This is a genomic window from Lysobacter sp. CC-YZS074, from assembly GCF_056739745.1.
In genome coordinates this window covers 840,480-863,349 of record NZ_CP200301.1, presented here as the reverse complement: position 1 = coordinate 863,349, position 22,870 = coordinate 840,480, and the positions used below count along the sequence as shown (strand labels likewise).

The 22,870-nt window shown below is 70.0% G+C and carries 24 protein-coding genes; 10 read left to right on the top strand and 14 right to left on the bottom strand.

Annotated elements, in window-relative coordinates; translation table 11 throughout:
* Positions 1-18 precede the first annotated feature (18 nt).
* Both U8331_RS03700 and ubiH read right to left on the bottom strand, forming a co-directional pair.
* A complete protein-coding gene (locus U8331_RS03700; protein ID WP_481132283.1) occupies positions 19-1,203 on the bottom strand; it encodes an FAD-dependent oxidoreductase in 1,185 nt (394 codons plus the stop codon).
* On the bottom strand, positions 1,200-2,456 hold the full coding sequence (ubiH, locus tag U8331_RS03695) for a 2-octaprenyl-6-methoxyphenyl hydroxylase (protein WP_481132282.1): 1,257 nt from the start codon (positions 2,454-2,456) through the stop codon (positions 1,200-1,202). The genes U8331_RS03700 and ubiH overlap by 4 nt, the downstream gene beginning before the upstream one ends.
* A gap of 43 nt (positions 2,457-2,499) precedes the next feature.
* Here ubiH and U8331_RS03690 point away from each other — a divergent pair, with 43 nt between their 5' ends.
* The 9 genes from U8331_RS03690 to U8331_RS03650 all read left to right on the top strand — a co-directional run bounded on the left by U8331_RS03690 (position 2,500) and on the right by U8331_RS03650 (position 11,645).
* Entirely contained in the window at positions 2,500-3,075 is a 576-nt protein-coding gene (locus tag U8331_RS03690; protein ID WP_481132281.1) for a DUF6580 family putative transport protein, read from the top strand.
* Between the two features lie 6 nt (positions 3,076-3,081).
* Positions 3,082-3,636 (top strand): cob(I)yrinic acid a,c-diamide adenosyltransferase, encoded by a 555-nt coding sequence (locus tag U8331_RS03685; RefSeq protein ID WP_481132280.1) that lies wholly within the window; start codon positions 3,082-3,084, stop codon positions 3,634-3,636.
* A 51-nt stretch (positions 3,637-3,687) separates the two neighbouring features.
* Positions 3,688-4,623, top strand: a complete 936-nt coding sequence (locus tag U8331_RS03680; RefSeq protein ID WP_481132279.1) for a histone deacetylase family protein — start codon at positions 3,688-3,690, stop codon at positions 4,621-4,623.
* Positions 4,624-4,761: 138 nt separating this feature from the next.
* The gene (gene lptD / locus U8331_RS03675; RefSeq protein ID WP_481132278.1) at positions 4,762-7,104 is read left to right on the top strand and encodes an LPS assembly protein LptD; all 2,343 of its coding nucleotides are present in this window, start codon (positions 4,762-4,764) and stop codon (positions 7,102-7,104) included.
* Positions 7,101-8,450 (top strand): peptidylprolyl isomerase, encoded by a 1,350-nt coding sequence (locus tag U8331_RS03670; protein WP_481132277.1) that lies wholly within the window; start codon positions 7,101-7,103, stop codon positions 8,448-8,450. The genes lptD and U8331_RS03670 overlap by 4 nt, the downstream gene beginning before the upstream one ends.
* Position 8,451: 1 nt before the next feature.
* Positions 8,452-9,426: a 4-hydroxythreonine-4-phosphate dehydrogenase PdxA gene (pdxA, locus tag U8331_RS03665; protein ID WP_481132276.1), complete on the top strand. Its 975-nt coding sequence runs from the start codon at positions 8,452-8,454 to the stop codon at positions 9,424-9,426.
* Positions 9,427-9,510: 84 nt separating this feature from the next.
* Positions 9,511-10,317: a 16S rRNA (adenine(1518)-N(6)/adenine(1519)-N(6))-dimethyltransferase RsmA gene (gene rsmA, locus U8331_RS03660; RefSeq protein ID WP_481132275.1), complete on the top strand. Its 807-nt coding sequence runs from the start codon at positions 9,511-9,513 to the stop codon at positions 10,315-10,317.
* A 67-nt stretch (positions 10,318-10,384) separates the two neighbouring features.
* Positions 10,385-10,768, top strand: a complete 384-nt coding sequence (apaG, locus tag U8331_RS03655) for a Co2+/Mg2+ efflux protein ApaG (protein WP_481132274.1) — start codon at positions 10,385-10,387, stop codon at positions 10,766-10,768.
* 13 nt (positions 10,769-10,781) lie between these two features.
* On the top strand, positions 10,782-11,645 hold the full coding sequence (locus U8331_RS03650) for a symmetrical bis(5'-nucleosyl)-tetraphosphatase (RefSeq protein ID WP_481132273.1): 864 nt from the start codon (positions 10,782-10,784) through the stop codon (positions 11,643-11,645).
* A 98-nt stretch (positions 11,646-11,743) separates the two neighbouring features.
* Here U8331_RS03650 and U8331_RS03645 read toward each other — a convergent pair whose 3' ends face one another.
* The 8 genes from U8331_RS03645 to U8331_RS03610 form a co-directional block, all read right to left on the bottom strand.
* The gene (locus U8331_RS03645; protein WP_481132881.1) at positions 11,744-12,241 is read right to left on the bottom strand and encodes a dihydrofolate reductase; all 498 of its coding nucleotides are present in this window, start codon (positions 12,239-12,241) and stop codon (positions 11,744-11,746) included.
* 8 nt (positions 12,242-12,249) lie between these two features.
* On the bottom strand, positions 12,250-13,044 hold the full coding sequence (locus tag U8331_RS03640) for a thymidylate synthase (RefSeq protein WP_481132272.1): 795 nt from the start codon (positions 13,042-13,044) through the stop codon (positions 12,250-12,252).
* A 17-nt stretch (positions 13,045-13,061) separates the two neighbouring features.
* On the bottom strand, positions 13,062-13,946 hold the full coding sequence (gene lgt / locus U8331_RS03635; RefSeq protein WP_481132271.1) for a prolipoprotein diacylglyceryl transferase: 885 nt from the start codon (positions 13,944-13,946) through the stop codon (positions 13,062-13,064).
* A gap of 76 nt (positions 13,947-14,022) precedes the next feature.
* Positions 14,023-14,514, bottom strand: a complete 492-nt coding sequence (locus U8331_RS03630) for a TPM domain-containing protein (protein ID WP_481132270.1) — start codon at positions 14,512-14,514, stop codon at positions 14,023-14,025.
* 10 nt (positions 14,515-14,524) lie between these two features.
* A complete protein-coding gene (locus U8331_RS03625; protein WP_481132269.1) occupies positions 14,525-15,370 on the bottom strand; it encodes a TPM domain-containing protein in 846 nt (281 codons plus the stop codon).
* Positions 15,371-15,508: 138 nt separating this feature from the next.
* A complete protein-coding gene (locus U8331_RS03620) occupies positions 15,509-16,120 on the bottom strand; it encodes a LemA family protein (RefSeq protein ID WP_481132268.1) in 612 nt (203 codons plus the stop codon).
* A gap of 103 nt (positions 16,121-16,223) precedes the next feature.
* Positions 16,224-16,964: a TerC family protein gene (locus U8331_RS03615; protein ID WP_481132267.1), complete on the bottom strand. Its 741-nt coding sequence runs from the start codon at positions 16,962-16,964 to the stop codon at positions 16,224-16,226.
* 53 nt (positions 16,965-17,017) lie between these two features.
* On the bottom strand, positions 17,018-17,398 hold the full coding sequence (locus tag U8331_RS03610; protein WP_481132266.1) for a diacylglycerol kinase: 381 nt from the start codon (positions 17,396-17,398) through the stop codon (positions 17,018-17,020).
* Positions 17,399-17,680: 282 nt separating this feature from the next.
* Between U8331_RS03610 and U8331_RS03605 the strand changes: the two genes are divergently transcribed.
* Complete coding sequence (locus U8331_RS03605; RefSeq protein ID WP_481132265.1) at positions 17,681-18,163, top strand: VOC family protein; 483 nt, start codon at positions 17,681-17,683, stop codon at positions 18,161-18,163.
* A 24-nt stretch (positions 18,164-18,187) separates the two neighbouring features.
* On the opposite strand, the gene U8331_RS03600 is transcribed toward U8331_RS03605, so the two are convergent.
* The 4 genes from U8331_RS03600 to U8331_RS03585 form a co-directional block, all read right to left on the bottom strand.
* Positions 18,188-19,183, bottom strand: a complete 996-nt coding sequence (locus U8331_RS03600; protein WP_481132264.1) for an isoaspartyl peptidase/L-asparaginase family protein — start codon at positions 19,181-19,183, stop codon at positions 18,188-18,190.
* A gap of 148 nt (positions 19,184-19,331) precedes the next feature.
* Complete coding sequence (locus tag U8331_RS03595; RefSeq protein ID WP_481132263.1) at positions 19,332-20,567, bottom strand: ABC transporter permease; 1,236 nt, start codon at positions 20,565-20,567, stop codon at positions 19,332-19,334.
* Positions 20,567-21,274: an ABC transporter ATP-binding protein gene (locus U8331_RS03590; protein WP_481132262.1), complete on the bottom strand. Its 708-nt coding sequence runs from the start codon at positions 21,272-21,274 to the stop codon at positions 20,567-20,569. Before U8331_RS03590 ends, U8331_RS03595 begins: the two co-directional genes overlap by 1 nt.
* Complete coding sequence (locus U8331_RS03585; protein WP_481132261.1) at positions 21,271-22,776, bottom strand: efflux RND transporter periplasmic adaptor subunit; 1,506 nt, start codon at positions 22,774-22,776, stop codon at positions 21,271-21,273. Before U8331_RS03585 ends, U8331_RS03590 begins: the two co-directional genes overlap by 4 nt.
* Positions 22,777-22,870 lie beyond the last annotated feature (94 nt).

Here is a 22,870-nt window from a genome sequence, read left to right as displayed (position 1 = left end):
CGTGAGGGGCGTTTTCCGTCAAAGGCCCGCGGCGTGGCGCCAGAGGGCGCGGGTCAGCGGCGGCAGCCGGCCGGCGGCGCCGAGCAGCCGGCCACGCAACAGCACCGGCAGCACCGCGTCATTGGAGAACAGGCGGTTGATCCCCTCGAAGGCGCAGGCGGACACCGTGTTGTCGCTGCGCCGTCGCCGCGCCCACCGCTGCAGCTTCGCCGGGCTTCCCATGTCGACGTCGCGGGTGCCGTCGAATGCCCCCTGCAGCGCGGCGACATCGCGCAGGCCCAGGTTCACGCCCTGCCCGGCAAGCGGATGCACGACATGGGCGGCATCCCCTACGAGTACGACCCGCCCGACCACCTGGGTGTCGGCAAGCTGACGGCGCAGGGGAAAGGCGGCGCGGCGCGAAACCGACCGCAGCGTCCCCAGCGGACCGTCGAACGCACGCGCCAGCTCGCCGAGGAACACGTCGTCGTCTGCGGCCAGCAGGCGCTCGGCCTCGCTGTCGGGCAGGCTCCAGACGATCGAACTGCGCGGCCCGTCCGTCCCGTCAACGAAAGGAAGGAACGCCAGCGGACCGCCCGGCAGGAACCGCTGCCAACAGGTGGCGCGGTGAGCCGCCTCATGGCCGATGTAGGCGACCAGTCCGCGCTGGTGATAATCGTGGCGCGAGGCCTCGACGCCGGCGAGTGTCCGCAGGCGCGAGTCGGCTCCATCGGCGGCGATCACCAGCCGGGCATGCAGACGGCGGCCGGACTCGAGAAGCAGGGTGGCGCCGTCGCTGTCCTGGCTCAGGCCTTCGGCGGCATCCGGGCAGTGCACCGCGACCCCGGCCGCCGGCAAGGCCGACCACAGCCGGTCGACCAGCAGGCTGTGTTCGACGATCCACCCCAGTTCCGGCCGTCCGAGGCGGTCGGCATCGAACACCAGCCCGGGGCCGCCCCCCGCATCCCAGACCCGCATCGCCCGGTACGGTTGCAGGCGCGCGGCGGCGATGGCGGCCCACGCACCGAGGCGTTCGAGCAAGGCCGCGTTGTCGGGCGCGAGCGCATACACCCGCAGATCCGGCGCGTCGGCACTCCACGGTGCCGGACGGCGACTCTCCACCAGCGCGACCTTGCGACCGGCCCGGGCGAACCCGAGCGCGGCGGCGGCACCGACCACGCCGGCGCCGACCACCACCACGTCCAGCGGCACCTGCCGGCTCATGCCGCCTGCCCGCCACGGCACGCGGCCGGTACCCGTCCGCGATAGCCCATGGCGCCGGCGACCAGACCCGCCTGCAACGACGGCAGGCGGTCGAGCGCGAACAGGCCGAGGCTGCGCAACGGCCGCAATATTCCGGTGGGATTGGCACTGATGCGCGCCAGCCCATCGGAGAACGCCAGCGTGCGCTCGCGGTCTTCCCGGCGCCGTTCGGCATGGCTGGCAAGCAGCGCCGGCGCCCCGCAATCGGCGAAGGGGTCCGCCCGCCGCGCCTGCGCGACCAGTTCGGCCAGGGTGAGCGCGTCGCGCAGGCCCAGGTTGAATCCCTGCGCCCCGATCGGGTGGATCGTCTGCGCCGCATTGCCGACCAGCACCGCGCGCGGCGCGACCAGTTGCCGCGCCACCAGGCGTGCCGCCGGATAGACACTGCGCGCACCGCACGACAGCAGCCGCCCGGCTCTCCAGCCGAACGCCGACTGGACGCGCTGGAGGAACGCGTCGTCGGCGAGCGCCGCCACCTCGTCGGCTTCGCCGGCCGCGACGGCATGGATCAGGCCGTAGTGGCGATCGGCCCGCGGCAGCAGCGCGGTCGGTCCGTGGTCGCCCAGTCGCTCGTAGGCCGTGCCGTCCGGCTCGCGCTCGGCGCGCACGCGGGTGACGAACAGCCGCTGGCCGTAGTCATGGCGATCGTCGTCGATCCCGAGCGCCGACCGCACCCCGCTCGCGGTGCCGTCGGCGCCCACCAGCAATTGCGCGTGCAATTCACGTTCGCCGCTTTCGTCGGCCACCCGGACCACGCGCGCGTCGTCGGCATGGGCGCCCACACCGAGGAAACGGACCGGGCGGTAACGGGTCAGCGTCGGCAGCTCGGCCAGCCGCGCTTCCAGCGCTTCGCCGAAGTCGCGCGCGACCACCACCCGGCCGAACTCCCGGCGACCGTAATCGGCGGCATGCAACACGCTGCGCCCGAAGTCACCGCGCCGGCTGATGTGGATCCGCCTGATCGCGCCGCCGGGCTCGCGCAGTTTCTGCAGGATGCCGAGCGAAGCCAGCGCACTGACCGTCGCCTCGGCGAAGCTCAGGTTGCGCTCGTCGAACACCGGCGGCAGCGCGCCCGGAGCGGCGGCCTCGACCAGGCCCACGTCCAGCCCGGCACCGTCCAGCGCGATCGCCAGGCTGGCACCGACGAGGCCACCGCCGACGATCAACACGTCGTGCCGTGGAATGGCGTTCGCGGAAGGGGGGCTGGCAGGCATTGCGCTATGCTACCGGCTCCTGTCGGCCCGCTCCCAGACACTGATGAACCGTCCCGCTGCCTCCTCGATTTTCGCCCCCGGCCCGCTGGCACTCGCCGCCCTGATCGTGCTTGCCGCGCTCACCCGGGTGCTGCCGCATCCGCCGAATTTCTCGCCGGTGGCGGCGATCGCGCTGTTCGGCGGCGCCTATTTCGCGAACCGTACCTGGGCGATGGTGGTTCCGCTGCTGGGGCTGCTGCTGTCGGACCTGGTGCTGGCCTCGGTCAACGGCGGCCTGTACGCGAGCTGGTTCGGCAGCACCGGCATCTGGCTGGTGTACGGCTGCATCGCCCTGACCACCGCGATGGGCTTCGGCCTGCGTGGCAAGGTCGGCGGGGGCCCGGTGCTGGGCTACTCGCTTGCCGGGTCGGTGCTGTTCTTCGCGGTCACCAATTTCGGCGCCTGGCTGGGTGACCCTATGTACCCGAAGACCGCGGCCGGCCTGCTCGCCGCGTATGGCGCGGGCATCCCGTTCTTCCAGTGGTCGGTGCTGGGCACGCTGTTCTACGCGGCACTGCTGTTCGGCGGCTTCAGCCTGCTGCGCACGCAGTTGCCCGCATTGCGCGCGCAGACCGTCTGACCCGGCGTGGGCAACCGCCTCTCGAAGATCTACACCCGGACCGGCGACGACGGCAGCACCGGACTGGGCGATGGCAGCCGGGTCGCCAAGGAATCGGCGCGGGTCACCGCCTACGGGACCGTCGACGAGGCCAACTCGACCATCGGCCTGGTGCTCGCCAGCGACGTACCCGATGACGTCCGGGCGTTGCTGACCGCGGTCCAGCACCAGTTGTTCGATCTTGGCGGCGAGCTCTGCATTCCTGGCCACGCGGCGATCAGCGACGAGGATGTGGCGCGCCTGGAGCAGCACCTCGACCGCTTCAACGCCGACCTGCCCGCATTGAAGGACTTCATCCTGCCCGGCGGCGGCGAGGCCGGTGCGCGCTGCCACGTCGCCCGCACCGTGGTGCGGCGTGCCGAACGCGAGACGGTGGCACTGTCGCGGGTGGAGCCGGTACGCCCTGAGGCGATGCGCTACCTCAATCGCCTGTCCGACCTGCTGTTCGTGCTCGCCCGGGTACTTGCCCGCGCCAGCGGGCAAGGCGAAGTGCTGTGGCACCACGACCGTCGCAAGGGCTGAGCCGCCGCCCGCAACCATAGCGTCCACGGTCACGTGGCAGCATCGGCCGGCATGGACACCCTGCACCTGTACACCCACCGCGCGTGCCTCGGGCACCTCGCCGGTGGCGACCATCCCGAACGGCCGGCGCGCCTGCAGGCGGTGACCGCCGCGATCACCCGCGCGTTCCCGGGGCTGCCGTGGCGGGACGCCCCGCGCGCGACCCGCGCGCAACTGCTGCGGGTGCACGACGATGCCCTGCTGGCGCGCGTGCTGGATACCGTGCTCCCACCCGGTGCCGCCCCGCTCGTGCTCGATGCCGACACCGCCATGGCCCACGGCTCGGCCGAGGCCGCCCTGCGCGCCGCAGGCGCGGGTGTCGCGGCAGTGGACGCGATCATGGCCGGCCGCACGCACCGCGCGTTCTGCGCGGTGCGGCCGCCGGGACACCACGCCGACGCTTCGACACCGATGGGCTTCTGCCTGTTCAACAACATCGCCGTCGCCGCCGCCCACGCGTGCGACCGGCATCGGCTCTCCCGGGTGGCGGTGGTCGATTTCGACGTGCATCACGGCAATGGCACCCAGGCGGTGTTCCGGTCCGACCCCCGGGTGATGTACCTGTCGACACACCAGCGGTGGCTCTTTCCGGGCAGCGGTGCCGCCGACCCCGGGATTGGCAACGTCGTGGTCCGACCGCTTGAGGCCGGCGCCGATGGTCGAGCGTTCCGCGCGGCATGGAAAGACCATCTGCTGCCGGCGCTGGCGGCATTCCGGCCGCAGTTGCTGTGCGTGTCCGCGGGGTTCGATGGCCACCGGTCCGACCCGCTGGCCCAGCTCGATCTCGAGGCCGCCGACTTCGGCTGGCTCACCACGGAACTGGTGCGGATCGCCGGAAGGCACGCCGCCGGACGCATCGTTTCGATGCTGGAGGGCGGCTACGACCTTGCGGCGTTGCAGGAGTGCAGCGTCGCCCACGTGCGGGCGCTCGTCATGGCCGACACCTGAGGCCACCATCGGGATCGCGCCTGCGTCTTCATGCTTCCGCTGCAAACATGAACGCAGCCCCCCGCCCGGTTCACTCGCGTTGCCGCCGTTCGGGCGATACGGCAAGCTAACGACCGTTTCCGACCAACGGATGGCCGCGTGCATCCCAGCTTCCGTCTGCTCCCGTTATCGCTGTGCATCGCGATGGCCCTCCCGGCCCATGCCGCAGAGGATTCCGAGAACTGGGGGCTGTGCCCGCTCGAAGACGCGGTGCCCGCGTTTGTCGACGCTCCCGCGCCGACCGGCGACAGCGACGACCGCGCCAACCTGCCGACCGACATCGCCGGCGACGCGCTCAACGCGACCGAAGCCGACAGCACGGTGTTCAAGGGCAACGTCGAACTCAGCCGGGGCGACCAGTTCCTCGGCACCGACAAGCTGACCTACCACAGCGAGGAAGGCACCTACGTCGCCGAAGGCAGCGTGCGCTACCAGGACGCGGGCATGCGCATCCTCGCCGAGCGCGCCCACGGCGACCAGGAAGCCGACCACCATGTCATCGAGGACCTGCGTTACCAGCTGATCCAGCGTCGCGGCAACGGCGGCGCCGAGCAGATCGAACTGGAAGGCACCCAGGGTGCGCTCATCGGCTCGACCTACTCGACCTGTCCGCCGTCCCAGCGCGCTTGGGAACTGCAGGCCGAACGCATCGATATCGACACCGCCGAAGGACTCGGTGTGGCGCACGACGCGACCGTACGCATCGGCAAGGTCCCGGTGCTCTACGTGCCGTGGATCATGTTCCCGATCGACGATCGCCGCCGCACCGGTTTGTTGTGGCCTTCGATCCGGATGTCCAGTCGCAACGGTTTCGACTGGGCGCAGCCCGTCTATCTCAATCTCGCGCCCAATTACGACGCCACCCTGACCCCGCGCATCATGACCCAGCGCGGCGTCCAGCTAGGCGGCGAGTTCCGCTGGCTGTATTCGCAGGGCCGCGGCGAGCTGTACGGCGAGTGGATGCCCGACGACAAGCTGCCCGAGGACGAGCCCGGCCGCTACCTCGCCGGACCGGAACAGGGCCTGCCCACCAAGAATCGCGGTCAGCTCTACTTCGACGGCGTGCACAACCTGGCGGGCCCATGGCGCGCGAGTGCGGACCTCGCCTGGGTCAGCGATTCGCATTATCTGGAGGACTTCAGTCACAGCCAGTACTCGGTCTCCCGGTGGAACGTGCAAAGCACCGTTGGCGTGTATGGACGGGGCCAGTACTGGGACGCCGGGCTGATGGCCGACCACCACCAGCTGGCCGACTACACGCTCACCGAGCGCAACCTGCGTTACGACCGCAAGCCACGCGCATTCCTGCACTGGGCGCAGCCGTTCGGCGAATGGCTGGAAGCAGGCGTCGACGCCGAAGCCGTGCAGTTCCGTCACGACATCCGTGATGAAGGCAGCCGCCTCGACCTCAAGCCATACGTCGCCATGCCGCTCGAGGGCAATGGCTGGTTCGCCAGGCCGCGTCTGGCCTGGCGCCACACCGCCTACCAGCTCGACGACGCCTTGGCCGCGGACAACGGCGGCGACGCTTCCCCGAGCCGCAGCCTGCCGATCGCCTCGCTCGACGCCGGCCTGTTCTTCGACCGGTCCTTCCGCTTCCGCGACGAAAACTGGCTGCAGACCCTCGAGCCCCGCGTCTATTACCTCAACATCCCCTACGAGGACCAGAGCGGGCTGCCGATCTTCGACACCCGGCCGATGTCCTTCAGCTGGGGCCAGTTGTTCCGCGACAACCGCTATACCGGCCCCGACCGCCAGGTGGACGCGAACCAGCTGACCACCGCGCTTACCACCCGCCTCATCAGCGCCGACGACGGCCGCGAACGCCTGAGCGCGAGTCTCGGCCAGATCCACTACTTCGAGGACAGCCGCGTGGTGGCGCCCCGCGAAAAGCCCGTCGAACGCGGCGAATCGGCGTGGGTCGCCGAAATGACCGTGTCGCCAAGCGATCGCTGGAACATCGGCGCGACCTACCAGTGGGACCCGAAATACCGCCGGCAGGACCTGGCCAGCGTCCGCACGCGGTACCTCGTCGGCGACACCGGCGTGATCAACCTCGGCTACCGCTACCGCCGCGATCTCACCGAGCAGGTCGACTTCTCCTTCCTGTATCCCATCAACCAGAACTGGAGCGCGGTCGGCCGCTACTACTACTCGATCGAGGACCGCAAGCTCATCGAATCGATCGCCGGCGTGCAGTGGGAAAGCTGCTGCATGGCGGTACGCCTGATCGCGCGCCGCTACATCCGCGAGCGCAACGGCGACCTCGACGATTCGTTGCGGCTGGAGTTCGAACTGAAGGGCCTGGGCTCGGCCGGGCAGCGGTCGGAGGAGATCCTGAGCCGTGCTATTCTCGGCTACGATCGTGACGATCTCTATCTAGTGCCGCCCTCCAGTCTGGACGCCGGCGATTTCGACAACTCCCTCGATCCGATCCCATGAAGAAATTCCTCGCGTGTGTCCTCGCCGTCACGCTGTTGTCGGCGACCGTGCAGGCGCAACAAGTGCAGCCCATCGACGGCATCGCCGTGGTGGTCGACGAGGACGTGATCCTGCAGAGCGAGCTGGACCGCGCGGTGGACAACATCCGCGCCCAGTACGCCGGCCGCACCGAACAGCTGCCGCCGACGGACGTGCTCGAGCGCCAGGTGGCCGAGCGTCTGGTGCTGTTGAAGTTGCAGGTGGCGCGGGCGCAGGCCACCGGCGTGCGTGTCGGTGACCAGGAAGTCGACCAGGCCATCGCGGCCATCGCCGCGCAGAACGGCGTCGGCGTGGACCAGCTGGGCGCCCAGCTTGCCTCCGACGGCACCTCCTTCGAGCAGTTCCGTGACTCGGTGCGCGACGAGCTGCTGGTGCAGCGCCTCCGCCAGCGCTTCGCCCAGACCCAGGTCTCGGTGAGCGATGCGGAAGTCGACGCCGCCCTGGAGGCGCAACAGGCCACCGGCGAGCAGTACCACCTGGCCCACATCCTGGTGGCGCTGCCGGAAGGCGCCACGCCGGAACAGATCGCCACCGCCGAACAGAAGATCCTCGGCGTGAAGGGGCTGCTCGACCGCGGCGAGATGGACTTTGCCGCCGCCGCGGTGCGCTACTCCGACAGCCCGAACGCGCTGGAAGGCGGCGATCTTGGCTGGCGCGCCTCCAACGAGATCCCGGCGGCCTTCGCCCGGCTCGTGCGCGAGTTGAGCCCGGGCCAGGTGACCGATCCCATCCGCGGACCGAGCGGTTTCCAGTTGCTGCAGCTGGTCGAAACCCGCGACGCCGGCCAGAGCGGCCCGAGCACGGTGACCCAGTACCGCGCCAGCCACATCCTGGTGCGCGTGGACGACGCCACTTCCGCGGCCGAGGCGAAGGCCGAAGCCGACACCCTGCACGCCCGCATCGTGGGCGGCGCGGACTTCGCCGAACTCGCGCGCGAGCACTCCGGCGACGCCAGTTCACAGGCCGCCGGTGGCGACCTGGGCTGGTTCACCCAGGACCAGTTCGGGCCTGACTTCGGCAGCCAGGTGACCGCGCTCGCCGACGGTGGCGTATCAGCACCTTTCCGCACCCAGGCGGGCTGGCACATCGTCAAGCGCACCGGTGCCCGCCAAGCCGATGTCGGCGACGAAAACCAGCGCGCGCAGGTACGCGAGACCATTGGCCGCCGCAAGCTCGAAGAGGAATGGAACCAGTTCCTCCGCGAGATGCGTGGCGAGGCGTTCGTCGACTTCCGTAACCAGACGGCCGCCGACCCCGCCACCGACGCCACCCCGGCCCCGGCCGAGGCGCCGGCTTCCGGCGACTGAAATGCCGGCGCCCCGGCTCGCGCTGGTACCGGGTGAACCGGCCGGCGTCGGGCCGGAACTCTGCGTCCGGCTCGCCCAGCAGCCGCGCGATTATTCGCTGACCGCCTTCGGCGACGCCGCCACCCTGCTGGCGGCGGCCGAAATGCTGGCCTTGCCTCTCCAGTTCGTCGAACCGCGCGCCGTGGCCGAACGTCCCGGCGAGCTGGCACTGGTGGAGGTCCCGAATGCCGCACCTGTGAGGTTCGGCGAGGTGGACCCACGCAACGCACGCGCGGTCATCGATGCCCTGCTCCGGGCGGGCGACGGCTGCTTGCGCGGCGCGTTCGATGGCGTGGTCACCGGCCCGGTGCACAAGGCGACGATCAACGCCGGCGGCATCGCCTACAGCGGCACCACCGAACTGCTTGCCGGGCAAGCGGCCTGCCCCGTGGTGATGATGCTGGCCAACCCGACCATGCGGGTGGCACTCGCCACCACCCACCTGCCGCTGCGCGCGGTCGCCGATGCGATCACGCCGGCGTCGCTCACCCGTGTGCTGCGGATTCTGCATGCCGCACTGCGCCGGGATTTCGGCATCGCCTCGCCGCGGATCGCCGTGCTCGGGTTGAACCCGCACGCGGGCGAGGCCGGCCATCTCGGCACGGAGGAGATCGACACCATCGCACCGGTGATCGAGGCCTTGCGCGCGGAGGGCATGCAGCTGAGTTCGCCGATGCCGGCCGACACCGCATTCCTCCCTGGCAGGCTGCGCGCCCATGACGCGGTGCTGGCGATGTACCACGACCAGGGCCTGCCGGTCCTCAAGTTCAGCGGCTTCGAGCAAGCGGTGAACCTGACCCTGGGCCTGCCCTACCCCCGCGTGGCGGTCGACCATGGCACCGCCCTGGAGCTGGCCGGCAGCGGCACCGCCGACCCCTCCAGCCTGTTCGCCGCGGCCGAGACCTGCGCCCGGATGGCGCGGGCCCGGCGGGCGTGATGGTGAATGACCACCGGACCACACCGCGACATGCGCGCGTGGAGTCCCGAACCGCCCGTTGCGTCCTCCCCGCCGAGACGAACCATGCGTAGCACCCATTTCAGCGAGCCGCCCAAGAAGCACCTCGGCCAGAACTTCCTGCACGAGCGCACGGTCATCGACCGGATCGTCCAGGCGGTCGCGCCCAGGCCCGGCGACCGCCTGGTGGAGATCGGCCCCGGCCAGGGCGCCATCACCTTCCCCCTGCTCGACCGGCATGGCGCACTCACTGTGATCGAGTTCGACCGTGACCTGATCGCTCCGCTGACCGAAGCCGCCCGCGCGCATGGCCATTTGAAGGTGATCCACCGCGACGTCCTCAAGGTCGACTTCGGCGAGCTGGCCGCGGGCGACGAAGGCGCGAGCGGCAGGATCCGCCTCGTCGGCAACCTGCCCTACAACCTGTCTTCGCCGATCCTGTTCCACGCGCTGGATCACGCGGAAGCGATCAGCGACATGACCTTCATGCTGCAGAAGGAGGTGGTCGAACGCATGGCCGCCGGCCCCGGCAGCAAGGTCTACGGTCGCCTGAGCGTGATGCTGCAGGCCTACTGCTCGGTGACGCCGCTGTTCACCGTGCCGCCGGGTGCGTTCCGGCCACCGCCGAAGGTGGACTCCGCGGTCGTGCGGCTGGTGCCGCGCGCGCCGGAAACCGTCGGCATCGAGGATCGCGACCTCTTCGCCCGGGTCGTGCGGGACGCGTTCGGCCAGCGCCGCAAAACGCTGCGCAACGCGTTGTCGCAGGTGTGCGATGCCGCCGCCATCGAGACCGCCGGGCTGCGTCCGGACGCACGCGCCGAGCAGGTGGAGGTGGCGGGTTTCGTGCGGTTGGCCAATTCGCTATCCGCCTAGCCGGCAGGTGGCGCAGGCAGGCCACCGGGCATGTCCGCTTCACCCGGGCACCACTTACACTGTCGCAATGGAATGCAGCACCCAATACGCCTTCGACATCGACGTCGCCACCCGCTACCTCGATGACCAGTCCGAACCCGCGCAGGCCCGCTACGTGTTCGCGTACACGATCCGGATCCGCAACCGCGGCACCGTGTCCGCGCGCCTGCTATCGCGGCGCTGGCTGATCACCGATGCCAACGGGCTCGTGCGCGAGGTCGAGGGAGAGGGCGTGGTCGGCGAACAGCCGTGGCTGCGGCCGGGCGAACGTTTCGAGTACACCTCCGGGGCGGTGCTCGAGACCGACCTGGGCACGATGGAAGGCAGCTACGCGCTGCTCGCCGACGACGGGACCCGGTTCGAGGCGCCGATCCCGGCGTTCACCCTGGCCGTGCCCCGCACGCTGCACTGAGGCGTCGGCACACATGACCGTCTGGGCCATCGGCGACCTGCAGGGCTGTTACGACGCAACCCAACGCCTGCTCGACAGGATCGCGTTCGACCCCGCCAAAGACCGCCTGTGGTTCTGTGGCGACCTGGTCAACCGCGGCGGCCAGTCGCTGGAGACGCTGCGGCTGGTGCACTCGCTTCGGGCGAACGCCACCGTCGTGCTCGGCAACCACGACCTGTCGCTGCTCGCGATCGGCGAACGGCGCGAGGAGGAGCAGCGCAAGGTCAATCCCGACCTGCAACGGGTGGTCCTGGCCGAGGACCACGAAACCCTGCTCGGCTGGCTGCGCATGCAGAAGCTGGTCCACGTCGACCGCGAACTCGGCTGGATGATGGTGCACGCCGGACTCGCGCCGAAATGGACGACGCAGCTGGCCGAAAAGCACGGCCGCGAGATCGAAGAGCGCCTGCAGGGCGACCAGTACCGGCGCCTGCTCAAGAACATGTACGGCGACGGCCCGACCTGGAACCCGCGGCTGGGCGGCATCGACCGCCACCGGGCGATCATCAACATCTGCACGCGGCTGCGCTACTGCTCGCCACGTGGCCGCATTTCCTACGAAGACAAGGGTTCACCGGGCACGCAACCACCGGGCCTGTACCCGTGGTACGCGGTTCCCGGACGTGCCGAGCGCGACCTGAAGATCGTCTGCGGCCACTGGTCGGCGCTGGGCCTGTTCATCGGCCACGGCGTGCATGCGATCGATACCGGCGCGGTGTGGGGCGGCAAGCTGACCGCCCTGCAGCTCGACACCGACGAGTTGCGCGTGGTGCAGGTCCCGGGCCGCGACGTACCGGCGAATCCGCCCAAACCGCGGCCACGGCCCGCCCGACGGTAACCGGCGTGTTGCCGGGCATTTTTACGGAGCGGCTTCAGCCGCGATCGGGGAAGCGGTTCGGCTCGACCGACAGTCCAATCGACACGGTAGCCGGCTCGCTAACCCGCAGCCACCCGCATGTAGTCGATGAACTCGAAAGCACACGCGTGCCTTGCGTCGGCCGAATGCGCCTGCCGGTTGGTTACCCGCCACTGCGCCGGATCGAAAGCGGGGAAGAACGCGTCGGCATCCTCAACCGCGGTGTCGACGTGAGTCAGGCACATCCGCGTGGCGTGCGGCAGGCAGAGCGCGTAGACCTCGCCGCCACCGATGACGCACAGGTCCGTCGCGGAGTCATCCGCCGCCAGGACCTGCGCCTCGGCCAGTGATCCGGCCGCCTGCATGCCTGGAAACGGGACGCGCCCGCTCCGGGTCAACACCAGGTTGCGGCGGCCGGGCAGCGCCCGTCCGAGGGATTCGGCGGTGCGCCGCCCCATCAGCAGCGGCTTGCCCAGGGTCAGCGCCTTGAACCGCTTCAGATCGTCGGGCAGGCGCCACGGCAGATCGTTGTCCCGACCAATCGCGCGCTGGCGATCAAGCGCGGCGATCAGCACCAGCTCCGCCGTCACACCGCCACCGGGGCCCTGATCGCCGGTGCGGGATCGTAGCCCTCGATGGCGATGTCGTCGTGGGTGAACGCGAAGACGTCGTCCACCGCCGGGTTCAACCTGAGCGTCGGCAGCGGACGCGGCTCCCGCGCCAGCTGCTCGCGCGCCTGGTCGTAGTGGTTGGAGTACAGGTGCGCATCGCCCAGGGTATGGACGAAGTCGCCCACCCCCAGCCCGCATGCCTGCGCGACCATATGGGTCAGCAGCGCGTAGCTGGCGATGTTGAAGGGTACGCCGAGGAAGATGTCGCCGCTGCGCTGGTACAGCTGGCAGCTCAGCCGGCCGTCGACCACGTAGAACTGGAACAGCGCGTGGCACGGCATCAGCGCCATCCGCGGCAGCTCGGCGACGTTCCAGGCACTGACCACCAGGCGACGCGAATCGGGGTTGCGCTTGATCTCCTCGACTACCCAGCGGATCTGGTCGATCTCGACGCCGTCGGCACCGGACCAGCGCCGCCACTGCGCCCCATAGACGGGTCCGAGCTCGCCGGCGTCGTCGGCCCACTCGTCCCAGATGCTGACCTTGTGCTCCTTCAGGTACGCGATGTTGGTCTCACCGCGCAGGAACCAGAGCAGCTCGTGGATGATCGAGCGCAGGTGCAGTTTCTTGGTGGTGACCAGCGGGAAACCTTCGTTGAGGTCGAACCGCATCTGCCACCCGAACACCGAACGCGTGCCGGTGCCGGTGCGGTCGGATTTCTCGCTGCCGTGCTCGAGCACGTGGCGCAGCAGGTCGAGGTATTGCTTCATCGCCGCTCCCCGGACTCTCAACCCGCAGTGGCGGGCACGCTGCCCGGCTGCGGCTGCAGGGTGGGCTGACGTCGCGACCACCACAGCCAGAACAGTCCGAGCACGACCAGCGGCAGGCTCAGCAACTGGCCCATGGTCAGCCAGCCGAACGCCAGGTAGCCCAGTTGCGCGTCCGGCACCCGCACGAACTCCACCGCGAAGCGGAACACGCCGTACAGCAGCGCGAACACGCCCGCCACCGCGTAGCGCGGCCGCGGCCGGCTGGAGAACCACCACAGGATGCAGAACATCGCCAGCCCCTCGAGCAGCGCCTGGTACAGCTGCGACGGATGGCGGGCGAACCGGTCGAGCGCGCCGGCGGCGAACTGCGTCTGCAGTTGCCCTTCGGTCCAGCCGGCGAACTCCGGCGCACGCGGGAATATCACGCCCCAGCCGGCCTCGGTGTACTTGCCCCACAGTTCGCCGCCGATGTAGTTGCCCAACCGCCCGAAGCCGAGTCCCGGCGGCACCAGTGGCGCGACGAAATCGACCACGTCGAAGAAGTGGAGGCGGTGCCTGCGCGCCCACCACAGGACCGCGGCCAGCACGCCGAGCAGGCCGCCGTGGAAACTCATGCCGCCTTCCCAGATGCGCACCAGCATCAAAGGATCGCGCAGCAACTCGCCGAACCCGTAGAACAGCACATAGCCGATGCGGCCACCGAGCACGACGCCGATCATCCCGTAGAACAGCAGGTCGCCGAAGGCCTGCTCGCCCACGCCCGGCAGCCGGCCGGCACGGATGCGGCGGCGGCCCAGCCACCAGGCCAAGCCAAAACCGAGCAGGTACATGATCCCGTACCAGTGCACCTGCAGCGGGCCAAGACTGGCGGCGATCGGGTCGATCCGGTGAAGAATGATCATCAGGCGCGGGGCTGGCCGGGGCAGCCGCTATTGTGCCCGACGCCGCCAGCGCTGTCGGCAGGTCGCGCCCGCCGCACTAGCGGAGGATGTTCGGCGCGTTGGGCAACTCGTCGCGATCCGCTTCGCCCGCCATTCGCGGGAAGTGCGCCACCAGCAACGCCGACAGCGCATCGATGCCGGCCAGCACGGCGGCCTCCGGCTGTCCGGCCGCCAGTTGCTCCTCCACCAGCCGGCAGGCGTCGCGCCACTGCGATTCGTCGACCCGTCCCTCGAACCCGCGGTCGGCGACGATCTCGATCCGGTGGTCGGCCAGCAGCAGGTACAGCAGCACGCCGTTGTTGGCCTGCGTGTCCCAGACCCGGAGTTCGGCGAATACCTCGCGGGCGCGTTGCCGCGCGTCCTCGCCGGCCCAGACCGCGCCCAGCGGCAGCGCGGCTTCGACGGCAAAGCAGACTTCGCCACTGTGACCGGCCTCGCTGGCGGTGATCGCGGCCGTGATCCGCTGCAAGGCATCCGGCGGGAACAACCGCCGGGCCGAAGGTGCGAACAGGTGCCTGAGCCAACGCATCAACCGGACCTCACCAACTGCCGGAGGCACCACCGCCTCCGCTCATCCCGCCGCCACCGGACCAGCCGCCCCCGCCGAAGCCTCCGCCACCGAAGCCCCCGCCGCCGAAACCGCCACCGCCCCAGCCGCCGAAACCGCCGTAGCCGCGGTCACTCGCGTACCGCCCGCCAAATCCGCTGGTCAGTCCGAGGAACAGCCCCACCACCGCGCCGATCCCGCCCACCAGCAGCAACGACGACAGCAGCCAGGCCACGCCGCCGGATGCCAGCGCCGCGCCGACCCCGCGTACCGCGCGAGGCGCGCGCCCCAGCACGCCGCGAGCGACCTGCGCGAAGATGAAGGCGGCAAACAGAGCGAATACCCAGCCGCCACCGCGGTCGCCGCGTCCCTGGGCAACATCGACCATCGGTGCGGGCAGCGGTTCGCCATCGATCAGGCTCGCCAGCGCCGCGGTGGCATCGACAATGCCGCCGCTGTAGTCGCCGGCACGGAACCGCGGCACGAGGTACTCCTGGATCACACGCATCGAGGTGGCATCGGGAATCGCGCCCTCCAGCCCGTACCCGACCTCGATCCGGACCCGTCGATCGTCCTTGGCGACCACCAGCAGCACGCCGTCGTCCACCTTCTCGCGGCCGAGCCGCCACTGGTCGAACACGCGCACCGCGTACTGCGCGATGTCCTCCGGCTGCGTGGTCGGCACCACCAGCACCTGCAACTGCGCACCCTTGCGCTGCTGCACGCCGAGCGCTTGCTTTTCGAGCTGCTGGCGGGTCGCCGCATCGAGCGTGCCGGTGGTATCGACCACCGGCGAATCCAGCGGAGGAATCGGCGCGAGTTGCTGCGCCTGCGCCACCAGGCAAACCAGCCACAGTGCCGCCGCCGGGAACCATCCGGAGCGGCGCCGCGCGGACGGAAAAGCCCGGCGCGGATTATCCGCGGTGACGATCATCTGCACGGCGGCACCGGCGCGGCAGCACCCGGGGCAACGCGATCATCCATTCGACGGCGTCGGCGCCGGTGCCGGCTGCGCCGGCGCGCCGAAATCCACCCGCGGTGCCTGCTGGATCTCGCGTTCGTTCTCCACCGTGAAGTTGGGCTTGGTGTCGTAACCGAACACCATCGCGGTCAGGTTGACCGGGAAGCGGCGGATGTAGGTGTTGTAGTCCTGCACCGCCTCGATGTACCGCTGGCGTTCGACGGTGATCCGGTTCTCGGTGCCTTCCAGCTGCGCCTGCAACTGCAGGAAATTCTGGTCGGCCTTCAGCTGCGGATAGTTCTCGCTGACCACCAGCAGCCGGCCGATCGCGCTCCGCAGCTGGTCCTGCGCCTGCTGGAACTGCTCGATGGACGCGGGGTCGTCGGCGTTGACGTTGATCGAGCCGACCCGCGAACGCGCCTGCGTCACCTGGGTCAACACCTGCTGCTCGTGCGCCGCGTAGCCCTTCACCGTCGCGACCAGGTTCGGCACCAGGTCCGCGCGCCGCTGGTACACGTTGAGCACCTGCGACCAGGCGGCGCCGACCGCCTCGTCCTTCTGCTGGATGGTGTTGTAGCCGCAACCGCTCAGCAGGCCGGTCAGCAACAGCACGAGCAAGATCCGCATGGCGCGACTCCATTCCCGAACGAGACGATGGCCGGCATTGCAACACCGGCCATCTGGAGACGCAATGGGCGCCACGTGAAGCAGCGCCCGTGCGAGCCGGCGGTCAGTCGTCGATGCCCGCCCGACGCAATGCCGCGCGACGCTTGGCCCAGAGGTTGAGCATTTCAACCAGCGCCGAGAAACCCATCGCGCCGTAGATGTAGCCCTTCGGAAGATGCAGGCCGAACCCGTCGAGGACGAGGTACGCGCCGATCAGCACGATGAAGGCCAGCGCGAGCATCTTGATCGTCGGATTGCGCTCGATGAATCGGCCCAGCGGCGTCGCCGCCAACAACATCACCGCCACCGCCAGCAGGATCGCGCACACCATGATCCAGGTCTGGTTGGCCATGCCGACCGCGGCGATCACCGAGTCCAGCGAGAACACGATGTCGATCACCGCGATCTGGGCGATCACCATCCAGAACGACGTCACCGGCCTGGTATGGATGTCCTCGGACTCATCCTCGCCGATGATGGCGTCCTTGATCTCCATCGATCCCTTTACCAGCAGGAAGGCGCCGCCGAGGATCAGCACCAGGTCGCGCACCGAGATGCCCTGGCCGAACAGCTGGAACAGATCGCTGGTAAGCCCCGCCAGCCAGGCCAGGGTCAGCAGCAGGCAGATGCGGGTGATGCAGGCCACCGCGATGCCGAACTTGCGGGCGACCTCGCGCTTGTGCGGCGGCAGCTTGCTGACCGCGATCGAGATGAAGACCAGGTTGTCGATACCGAGCACGATCTCGATCGCGCTCAGGGTGATCAGGGTGATCCAGACTTCCGGATTCAGCAGGATTTCAATCACGGGCGTTTCCCAACATCAGAACAAGAAAAAGGGCCAGGGGGCACCGGCGGCGCTCAGAACAGGCGCGGCACCAGGATCGCGGCCCAGGTGAGCAGCACGTTCATCATCAGCACGAACACGGCGGCCGAGCCCATGTCCTTGGCGCGGCCGGCGAGCTCGTGGAACTCGGGACCGTACCGCTCGATCAGTGCCTCGATCGACGAGTTCAGCAGTTCGACGCCCAGCACCGGCAGCATCGAACCGACCAGCAGTACCCGCTCGACCGGCGACTCGCCCAGCCACCAGCCCAGCGGCGCGAGCACCGCGAACAGGTAGACCTCGAGCCGGAACGACGACTCGTGCAGCCAGGCGGCACCGAGGCCCTGCATCGACCATTTCGCCGCCTTCAATATCCGCCCCGGACGGCGCGGCAGGTGGCCGATCTCGTCGGCCATCAGCCCGGCATCACCGGGTGGGTTCCGCCACGACCCGTTCGCGACGGACGGCGCGACGGGCGCATCGCGGCGTTGCGACCGCGGGCGGGACAGTGCGGCTCATGGGTCGGCATGGGGTTCCGGACGGGCGGGACGATCGACGGGGAACGGGGGCGCCGGCAGCGGCCGGCAATCGGGGAATTTTGCCACAAGGCCGCCGGCCCGTCCCTTCGCACCGCTTTAGCAATCCGGCCCCTAGGCTGCGGCCATTCGCAGCGCGCGCCACCCCGGCATGGACCCCGCATGGCCCTCAAGAGCATTCCCGACGGTTACCACGCCGTGACCCCGCACCTGGTGGTGGACGATGCCGCGAAGGCGATCGACTTCTACAAGCAGGCGTTCGGCGCGCAGGAGCTTCTGCGGCTGCCCATGAAGGACCGCGAGGGCCGCGACAGGCTGGGCCATGCCGAGATCCGCATCGGCGACTCGACCCTGATGCTGGCCGACGAATGGCCCGGCATGCAGGCGCTGGGGCCGAAGTCGCGCGGCGGCACCACGGTCAGCTTCATGATCTATTGCGAGGACGTGGATGGCGCCTTCCAGCAGGCGCTCGACGCGGGGGCCCACGTCGAACGGCCGGTCACGGATGAGTTCTGGGGTGACCGCTCCGGCTCGGTGATCGATCCGTTCGGGCACCGGTGGCGGCTCGCGACCCGGATCGAGGACGTCCCGCCCGGGGAGATGGAGCGACGGATGAAGGCCTGCTCCGGGCAGCAGGACGGCTGATCCGCCGCCCGCCACGAAGCGCGGTCAGTCATCGAAGATCGCCACGCCGCGGCTGCCGTCGGGCTTGATCCAGGCCCGGAACATGGTGCCGGTATTGAACGGCATCGCGATGTTGCCATCGGCATCGAGGGCGATCGCGCCGCCGTCGCCGCCCGCCGCGGGGACGATCCGGTTGACCACTTCCTCGGCCGCCTCGGCGAGCGCGTCGCCGCGATAGGCCACCCGCGCGCAGATGTCATGGGCGACCGCGTTGCGGATGTAGAACTCGCCCCAGCCGGTACCGGACACGCCGCAGCGCTCGTCGGCCCAGGTGCCGGCACCGATCACCGGCGAGTCGCCGATCCGGCCCCACTTCTTGTTGGTCATGCCGCCGGTGCTGGTCGCCGCGGCGATGTGGCCATGGCGATCGAGCGCGACCGCGCCGACGGTGCCGAAGTACTTGCCCGGCGACTCGTCGCCGGCCGCGGCCTGGCGCTGCGCTTTCTCCAGCGCGCGGCGGCGCTTGTCGGTATCGAACCAGTCGTTGGGCACGCGTTCGATCTCCGGCCGCGAATCGGCGAATGCCTCGGCGCCGCCGCCGGCGAGCATCACGTGGGGCGAGTGCTCCATCACCGTGCGCGCCAGCGTGATCGGGCTGCGCACGGTGGTGACGCCGGCCACCGCGCCAGCGCGGCGGGTGTGGCCTTCCATGATCGAGGCGTCGAGTTCGTGGCCGCCTTCGGCGTTGAACACCGCACCCTTGCCGGCGTTGAACCGCGGCGATTCCTCCAGCACCACGACCGCGGCCTGCACCGCATCGAGCGCGGCGCCGCCCGCGGCGAGCACGGCGTTGCCCGCGTCGAGCGCACGCTCCAGGTCCGCACGCGCGGCGGCTTCGTCTTCGGCACTGAGCGACTCGCGTGGGACGTACCCGGCGCCGCCGTGGATCACCAGAGCGGTCTTCGGTTCGACAACGGGTGGCCGGGCGTTGGCGGTCATGGCGGCGAGGGCGAGCAGGGGCAACAGCACGATGGAGCGCATGGGCGAAAGTCCGCTGGGGCGAGCCCGGAGAATAGCGCGCCCGATCTGTAGGAGCGGCTTCAGCCGCGATCGGGGAATCGTGCACCCGCGCCGGTTCCATGATCGCGGCTGAAGCCGCTCCTACGGATCGGGACGCGTCTCCCCCGCGTCACTGTTGCCGCAGCGCCTCGATCGGGTCCAGCAGCGAGGCTTTGCGCGCGGGGTAGTAGCCGAAGAACAGCCCGGTCGCGATCGAAAACCCCGCCGCGAGCCCCACCACCTGCCCGTTCAACACCACCGGCAGCGAGCCGAACCGCCCCACCAGCAATGCCCCCACCACGCCGATCGCGATACCCAGCAGGCCGCCGATCATCGAGATCAGCATCGCCTCGGCGAGGAACTGGCGGCGGATGTCGGAGGGCCCCGCCCCGACCGCCATCCGCAAGCCGATCTCGCGGATCCGCTCGGTCACCGAGACCAGCATGATGTTCATGATCCCGATGCCGCCGACGATCAGCGAGATCGTCGCGACCGCGGCCAGCAGCAGCGACATCAGGCGCGTGGTCTGGGTCCGTGTCTCGACGATCTCGGCGATGTTGCGCACGCGGAAGTCGTCCTCCGCGCCCGGCTTGATGTCGTGGCGCTGGCGCAGCAGCGATTCGATCTGCCCCTGCACCCACGCCAGGTCCTCCGGCCGGGCGACGCCGACCGAGATCTCCTGCACCGCCCCCGGGGGCAGCGCCATCGTGCCCATCAACCGGCGCCGCGCGGTCTCCAGCGGCACCAGCACGACATCGTCCTGGTCCTGGCCGAAACCGCCCTGCCCCTTGGGCGCGAGCACCCCGACGACGGTGAACGGCACCCGGCCGATGCGGAGGTTCTGGCCGACCGGGTCCTCGTCGCCGAACAGCGAGCGCCGCACGGTCTCGCCGAGGATCACCGGCTTGCTGCTGCCGCCGTAGTCGCCCGGGTCGAACGCCGAGCCTTCGGCCACGTCCCAGCTCTCCAGCGCGAAGTAGTCCGGCTGCACGCCATACCAGCTTGCCGACCAGTTGTTTTCGGCAAAGACCAGCTGCGCGTTGCCGCGCAGGGTCGCCGCGACGTACTGGGCTTCCGGGATTTCCTCGCGGATGGCTTCGGCATCGTCTTCGCTGATCGTGTAGAAGCTCGAGGCACTCAGCCGCGCGCCGCCGGGTCCGCGCCCCGCGTTGGGACCGATGTCCAGCCGGTTCGAACCCAGTCCGGACACCAGCTTGTCGATCTCCGACTGGGTGCCCTGCCCGACCGACACCATCACGATCACCGCGGCGATGCCGATGATCACGCCGAGCGAGGTCAATGCGCTGCGCAGCCAGTTGCCGCGCAGGGCGAAGACTGCGGTACGCAGCACTTCCATGAAGTCCATCAGGCCCGCCCTCCGTGGTCGGCGGCCTGCTGGTGCAACTCGCCGTCGCGCATGATGAACGTGCGGCCGGCGTGTGCCGCGACTTCGGCATCGTGGGTGATCAGCACCACCGTGTGCCCGTCGGCCTGCAACTGCTTGAACAGGGCGAGGATCTCCTCGCCGGTGTGGCTGTCGAGGGCACCGGTGGGCTCGTCGGCCAGCAGGATCGGCGGGCGGTTGACCAGCGCGCGCGCGATCGCGACGCGCTGCTGCTGGCCACCCGACAGTTCGCTGGGGCGGTGCGCCTCGCGACTGGCCAGACCCACCGCGGCAAGGGCATCGTGGGCGCGCTGCAGGCGCTCCTCGCGCGGCACGCCGGCGTAGCCCATCGGCATCAGCACATTCTCCAGCGCGCTCATCCGCGGCAGCAGGTTGAAGCCCTGGAACACGAAGCCGATCTTGTCGCGTCGCAGGACCGCGCGTTGCTCGGCGTCGAGCGTGGCGACATCGACGCCGTCGCACAGGTAGCGCCCGCCGCTGGGCGTGTCCAGGCAGCCGATGAGGTTCATCAGGGTCGACTTGCCCGAGCCCGACGGCCCCATGATCGCGACGAACTCGCCGCGGTCGATGCGCAAGTTGACCCCATGGAGGGCAACCACCTCGGCCTCGGTGCCCGGCGAATAGATCTTGCCCAGGCGCTCGGTGACGATCACCGGCGGCGTGTTCATTCGGCCGGCCGCTCGATGCCGACGATCACGGTGTCGCCCTCGGCGACCGGCCCGGAGACTTCGGTCCAGGTGCCGTCGCTGGCGCCGACGCGCACCATCGCCAGCACCGGGGCGCCATCGTCCAGCTTGTAAAGCGGCGCACGGCGCGCGGCGACCAGCGCGGCGATCTCGTTGTCCCACTGGAGCTGCTGCGGCTCGGACAGGGTGGCGCGGAACGCGGCGAAGTCGCGGTTGAAGCGCTCCTGCATGCGCTGGCGCATCGCGCCGGCGTCGGCAACGCCCGCGGATGCGCCACCCGCGCGGCGGTTTCCGCCGAACATCGACGATGCCTGCCCAGTGGCCGGCGCCGCACGCGCGGCCGCGCGGTTGCGCACGGCTTCGGCTGCGGCATCGAACGCCGCGCGTTGCGTGGGCTCCAGCGGCATGCCGGCGACCAGCCGCTCCAGCTCCGCGACCTGGCCGCCGTTTCGCGCGGCCGCGGGGGCCTGCGGTACGGCGTCGTCGTCTGCCGGGCGGTAACGCAGGGCCGCGTTGGGCACCCGCAATACGTCGTCGCGGCGGCTGACCTCGATCTCGGCGTTGGCGGTCATGCCCGGCAGCAGCACCAGGTCCGGGTTCTCGACCGCGACCACCACCGGATAGGTGATCACGTTGTTGGTGTTGGTCGCCGACAGCCGCACCTGTTGCACGACGCCGCGGAACTGGCGGTCGGCGAAGGCATCGACGCTGAAGGCGACGCCCTGCCCGGCCTTGACCTGGCCGATGTCCGCCTCGTCGATCGCCAGCACGATCTCCATCTGCGACAGGTCCTCGGCGATCTGGAACAGCACCGGCGCCTGCAGGCTCGCGGCCACGGTCTGGCCGGGCTCGACGGTGCGGGTAAGCACCACGCCGTCCACGGGCGAGCGGATGACCGCGCGGTCGAGATTGAGGCGCGAGGTGCGGGTCGAGGCCACCTGCTGGGTGATCTGCGCGCGCGCGGCGCTGACCTGCGCGCGGGCCTGGTCACGCGCGGCGCGGGCGAGGTCGACATCACTGGCGGCGACCAGCTGGCGCCCGCCCAGTTCGGCCTTGCGCGCGTAGTCGGCCTCGGCGTTGCGCAGCGCGGCCTGCGCGGTCGCCAGTCCCGCGCGGGCAGACGCCGCGGCGGCGTTGCCCTGGGCGATCTGCGCCTCGTAGGTGCTGGGGTCGATGCGTGCGAGCACCTGGCCTTCGTGCACCTCGTCGTTGAAATCGACGAGCACCTCGGTGACCTGGCCGGAGATCTGGCTGCCGACGTCGACCGTCGAAATGGCCGCCAAGGTCCCGGTGGCGGAAATGCCGACCCGGAGGTCACCGCGCTCGACCGTCGTGGTGCGGTACCCGCCGGGCGCGGAGCCACCGCCACCTTGCCACCAGGTGTAACCGGCGATCGCCACCGCGCAGGCGATTGCCATGACCACCGCGGCGCGTACGTAACGGCGGCGGGCAGCGGACGCCGGGGCTTTTCGGGGTGTGCTCATCGTTCGTTCGCGAATGAAATTGGAACCGCCAACGCGCCGACGTCGCCACGGTTGACCCCGCCGCCGGGCCCGGGCACGACGGCTGCGCGATGGT

Excerpts from the sequence above, each read along its gene's own strand:
- U8331_RS03700 (WP_481132283.1), bottom strand. The coding sequence starts at position 1,203 with ATGAGCCGGCAGGTGCCGCTGGACGTGGTGGTGGTCGGCGCCGGCGTG.
- ubiH (WP_481132282.1), bottom strand. The coding sequence starts at position 2,456 with ATGCCTGCCAGCCCCCCTTCCGCGAACGCCATTCCACGGCACGACGTG.
- U8331_RS03690 (WP_481132281.1), top strand. The coding sequence starts at position 2,500 with ATGAACCGTCCCGCTGCCTCCTCGATTTTCGCCCCCGGCCCGCTGGCA.
- U8331_RS03680 (WP_481132279.1), top strand. The coding sequence starts at position 3,688 with ATGGACACCCTGCACCTGTACACCCACCGCGCGTGCCTCGGGCACCTC.
- U8331_RS03670 (WP_481132277.1), top strand. The coding sequence starts at position 7,101 with ATGAAGAAATTCCTCGCGTGTGTCCTCGCCGTCACGCTGTTGTCGGCG.
- pdxA (WP_481132276.1), top strand. The coding sequence starts at position 8,452 with ATGCCGGCGCCCCGGCTCGCGCTGGTACCGGGTGAACCGGCCGGCGTC.
- rsmA (WP_481132275.1), top strand. The coding sequence starts at position 9,511 with ATGCGTAGCACCCATTTCAGCGAGCCGCCCAAGAAGCACCTCGGCCAG.
- apaG (WP_481132274.1), top strand. The coding sequence starts at position 10,385 with ATGGAATGCAGCACCCAATACGCCTTCGACATCGACGTCGCCACCCGC.
- U8331_RS03650 (WP_481132273.1), top strand. The coding sequence starts at position 10,782 with ATGACCGTCTGGGCCATCGGCGACCTGCAGGGCTGTTACGACGCAACC.
- U8331_RS03640 (WP_481132272.1), bottom strand. The coding sequence starts at position 13,044 with ATGAAGCAATACCTCGACCTGCTGCGCCACGTGCTCGAGCACGGCAGC.
- lgt (WP_481132271.1), bottom strand. The coding sequence starts at position 13,946 with ATGATCATTCTTCACCGGATCGACCCGATCGCCGCCAGTCTTGGCCCG.
- U8331_RS03630 (WP_481132270.1), bottom strand. The coding sequence starts at position 14,514 with ATGCGTTGGCTCAGGCACCTGTTCGCACCTTCGGCCCGGCGGTTGTTC.
- U8331_RS03620 (WP_481132268.1), bottom strand. The coding sequence starts at position 16,120 with ATGCGGATCTTGCTCGTGCTGTTGCTGACCGGCCTGCTGAGCGGTTGC.
- U8331_RS03610 (WP_481132266.1), bottom strand. The coding sequence starts at position 17,398 with ATGGCCGACGAGATCGGCCACCTGCCGCGCCGTCCGGGGCGGATATTG.
- U8331_RS03605 (WP_481132265.1), top strand. The coding sequence starts at position 17,681 with ATGGCCCTCAAGAGCATTCCCGACGGTTACCACGCCGTGACCCCGCAC.
- U8331_RS03600 (WP_481132264.1), bottom strand. The coding sequence starts at position 19,183 with ATGCGCTCCATCGTGCTGTTGCCCCTGCTCGCCCTCGCCGCCATGACC.
- U8331_RS03595 (WP_481132263.1), bottom strand. The coding sequence starts at position 20,567 with ATGGACTTCATGGAAGTGCTGCGTACCGCAGTCTTCGCCCTGCGCGGC.
- U8331_RS03590 (WP_481132262.1), bottom strand. The coding sequence starts at position 21,274 with ATGAACACGCCGCCGGTGATCGTCACCGAGCGCCTGGGCAAGATCTAT.
- U8331_RS03585 (WP_481132261.1), bottom strand. The coding sequence starts at position 22,776 with ATGAGCACACCCCGAAAAGCCCCGGCGTCCGCTGCCCGCCGCCGTTAC.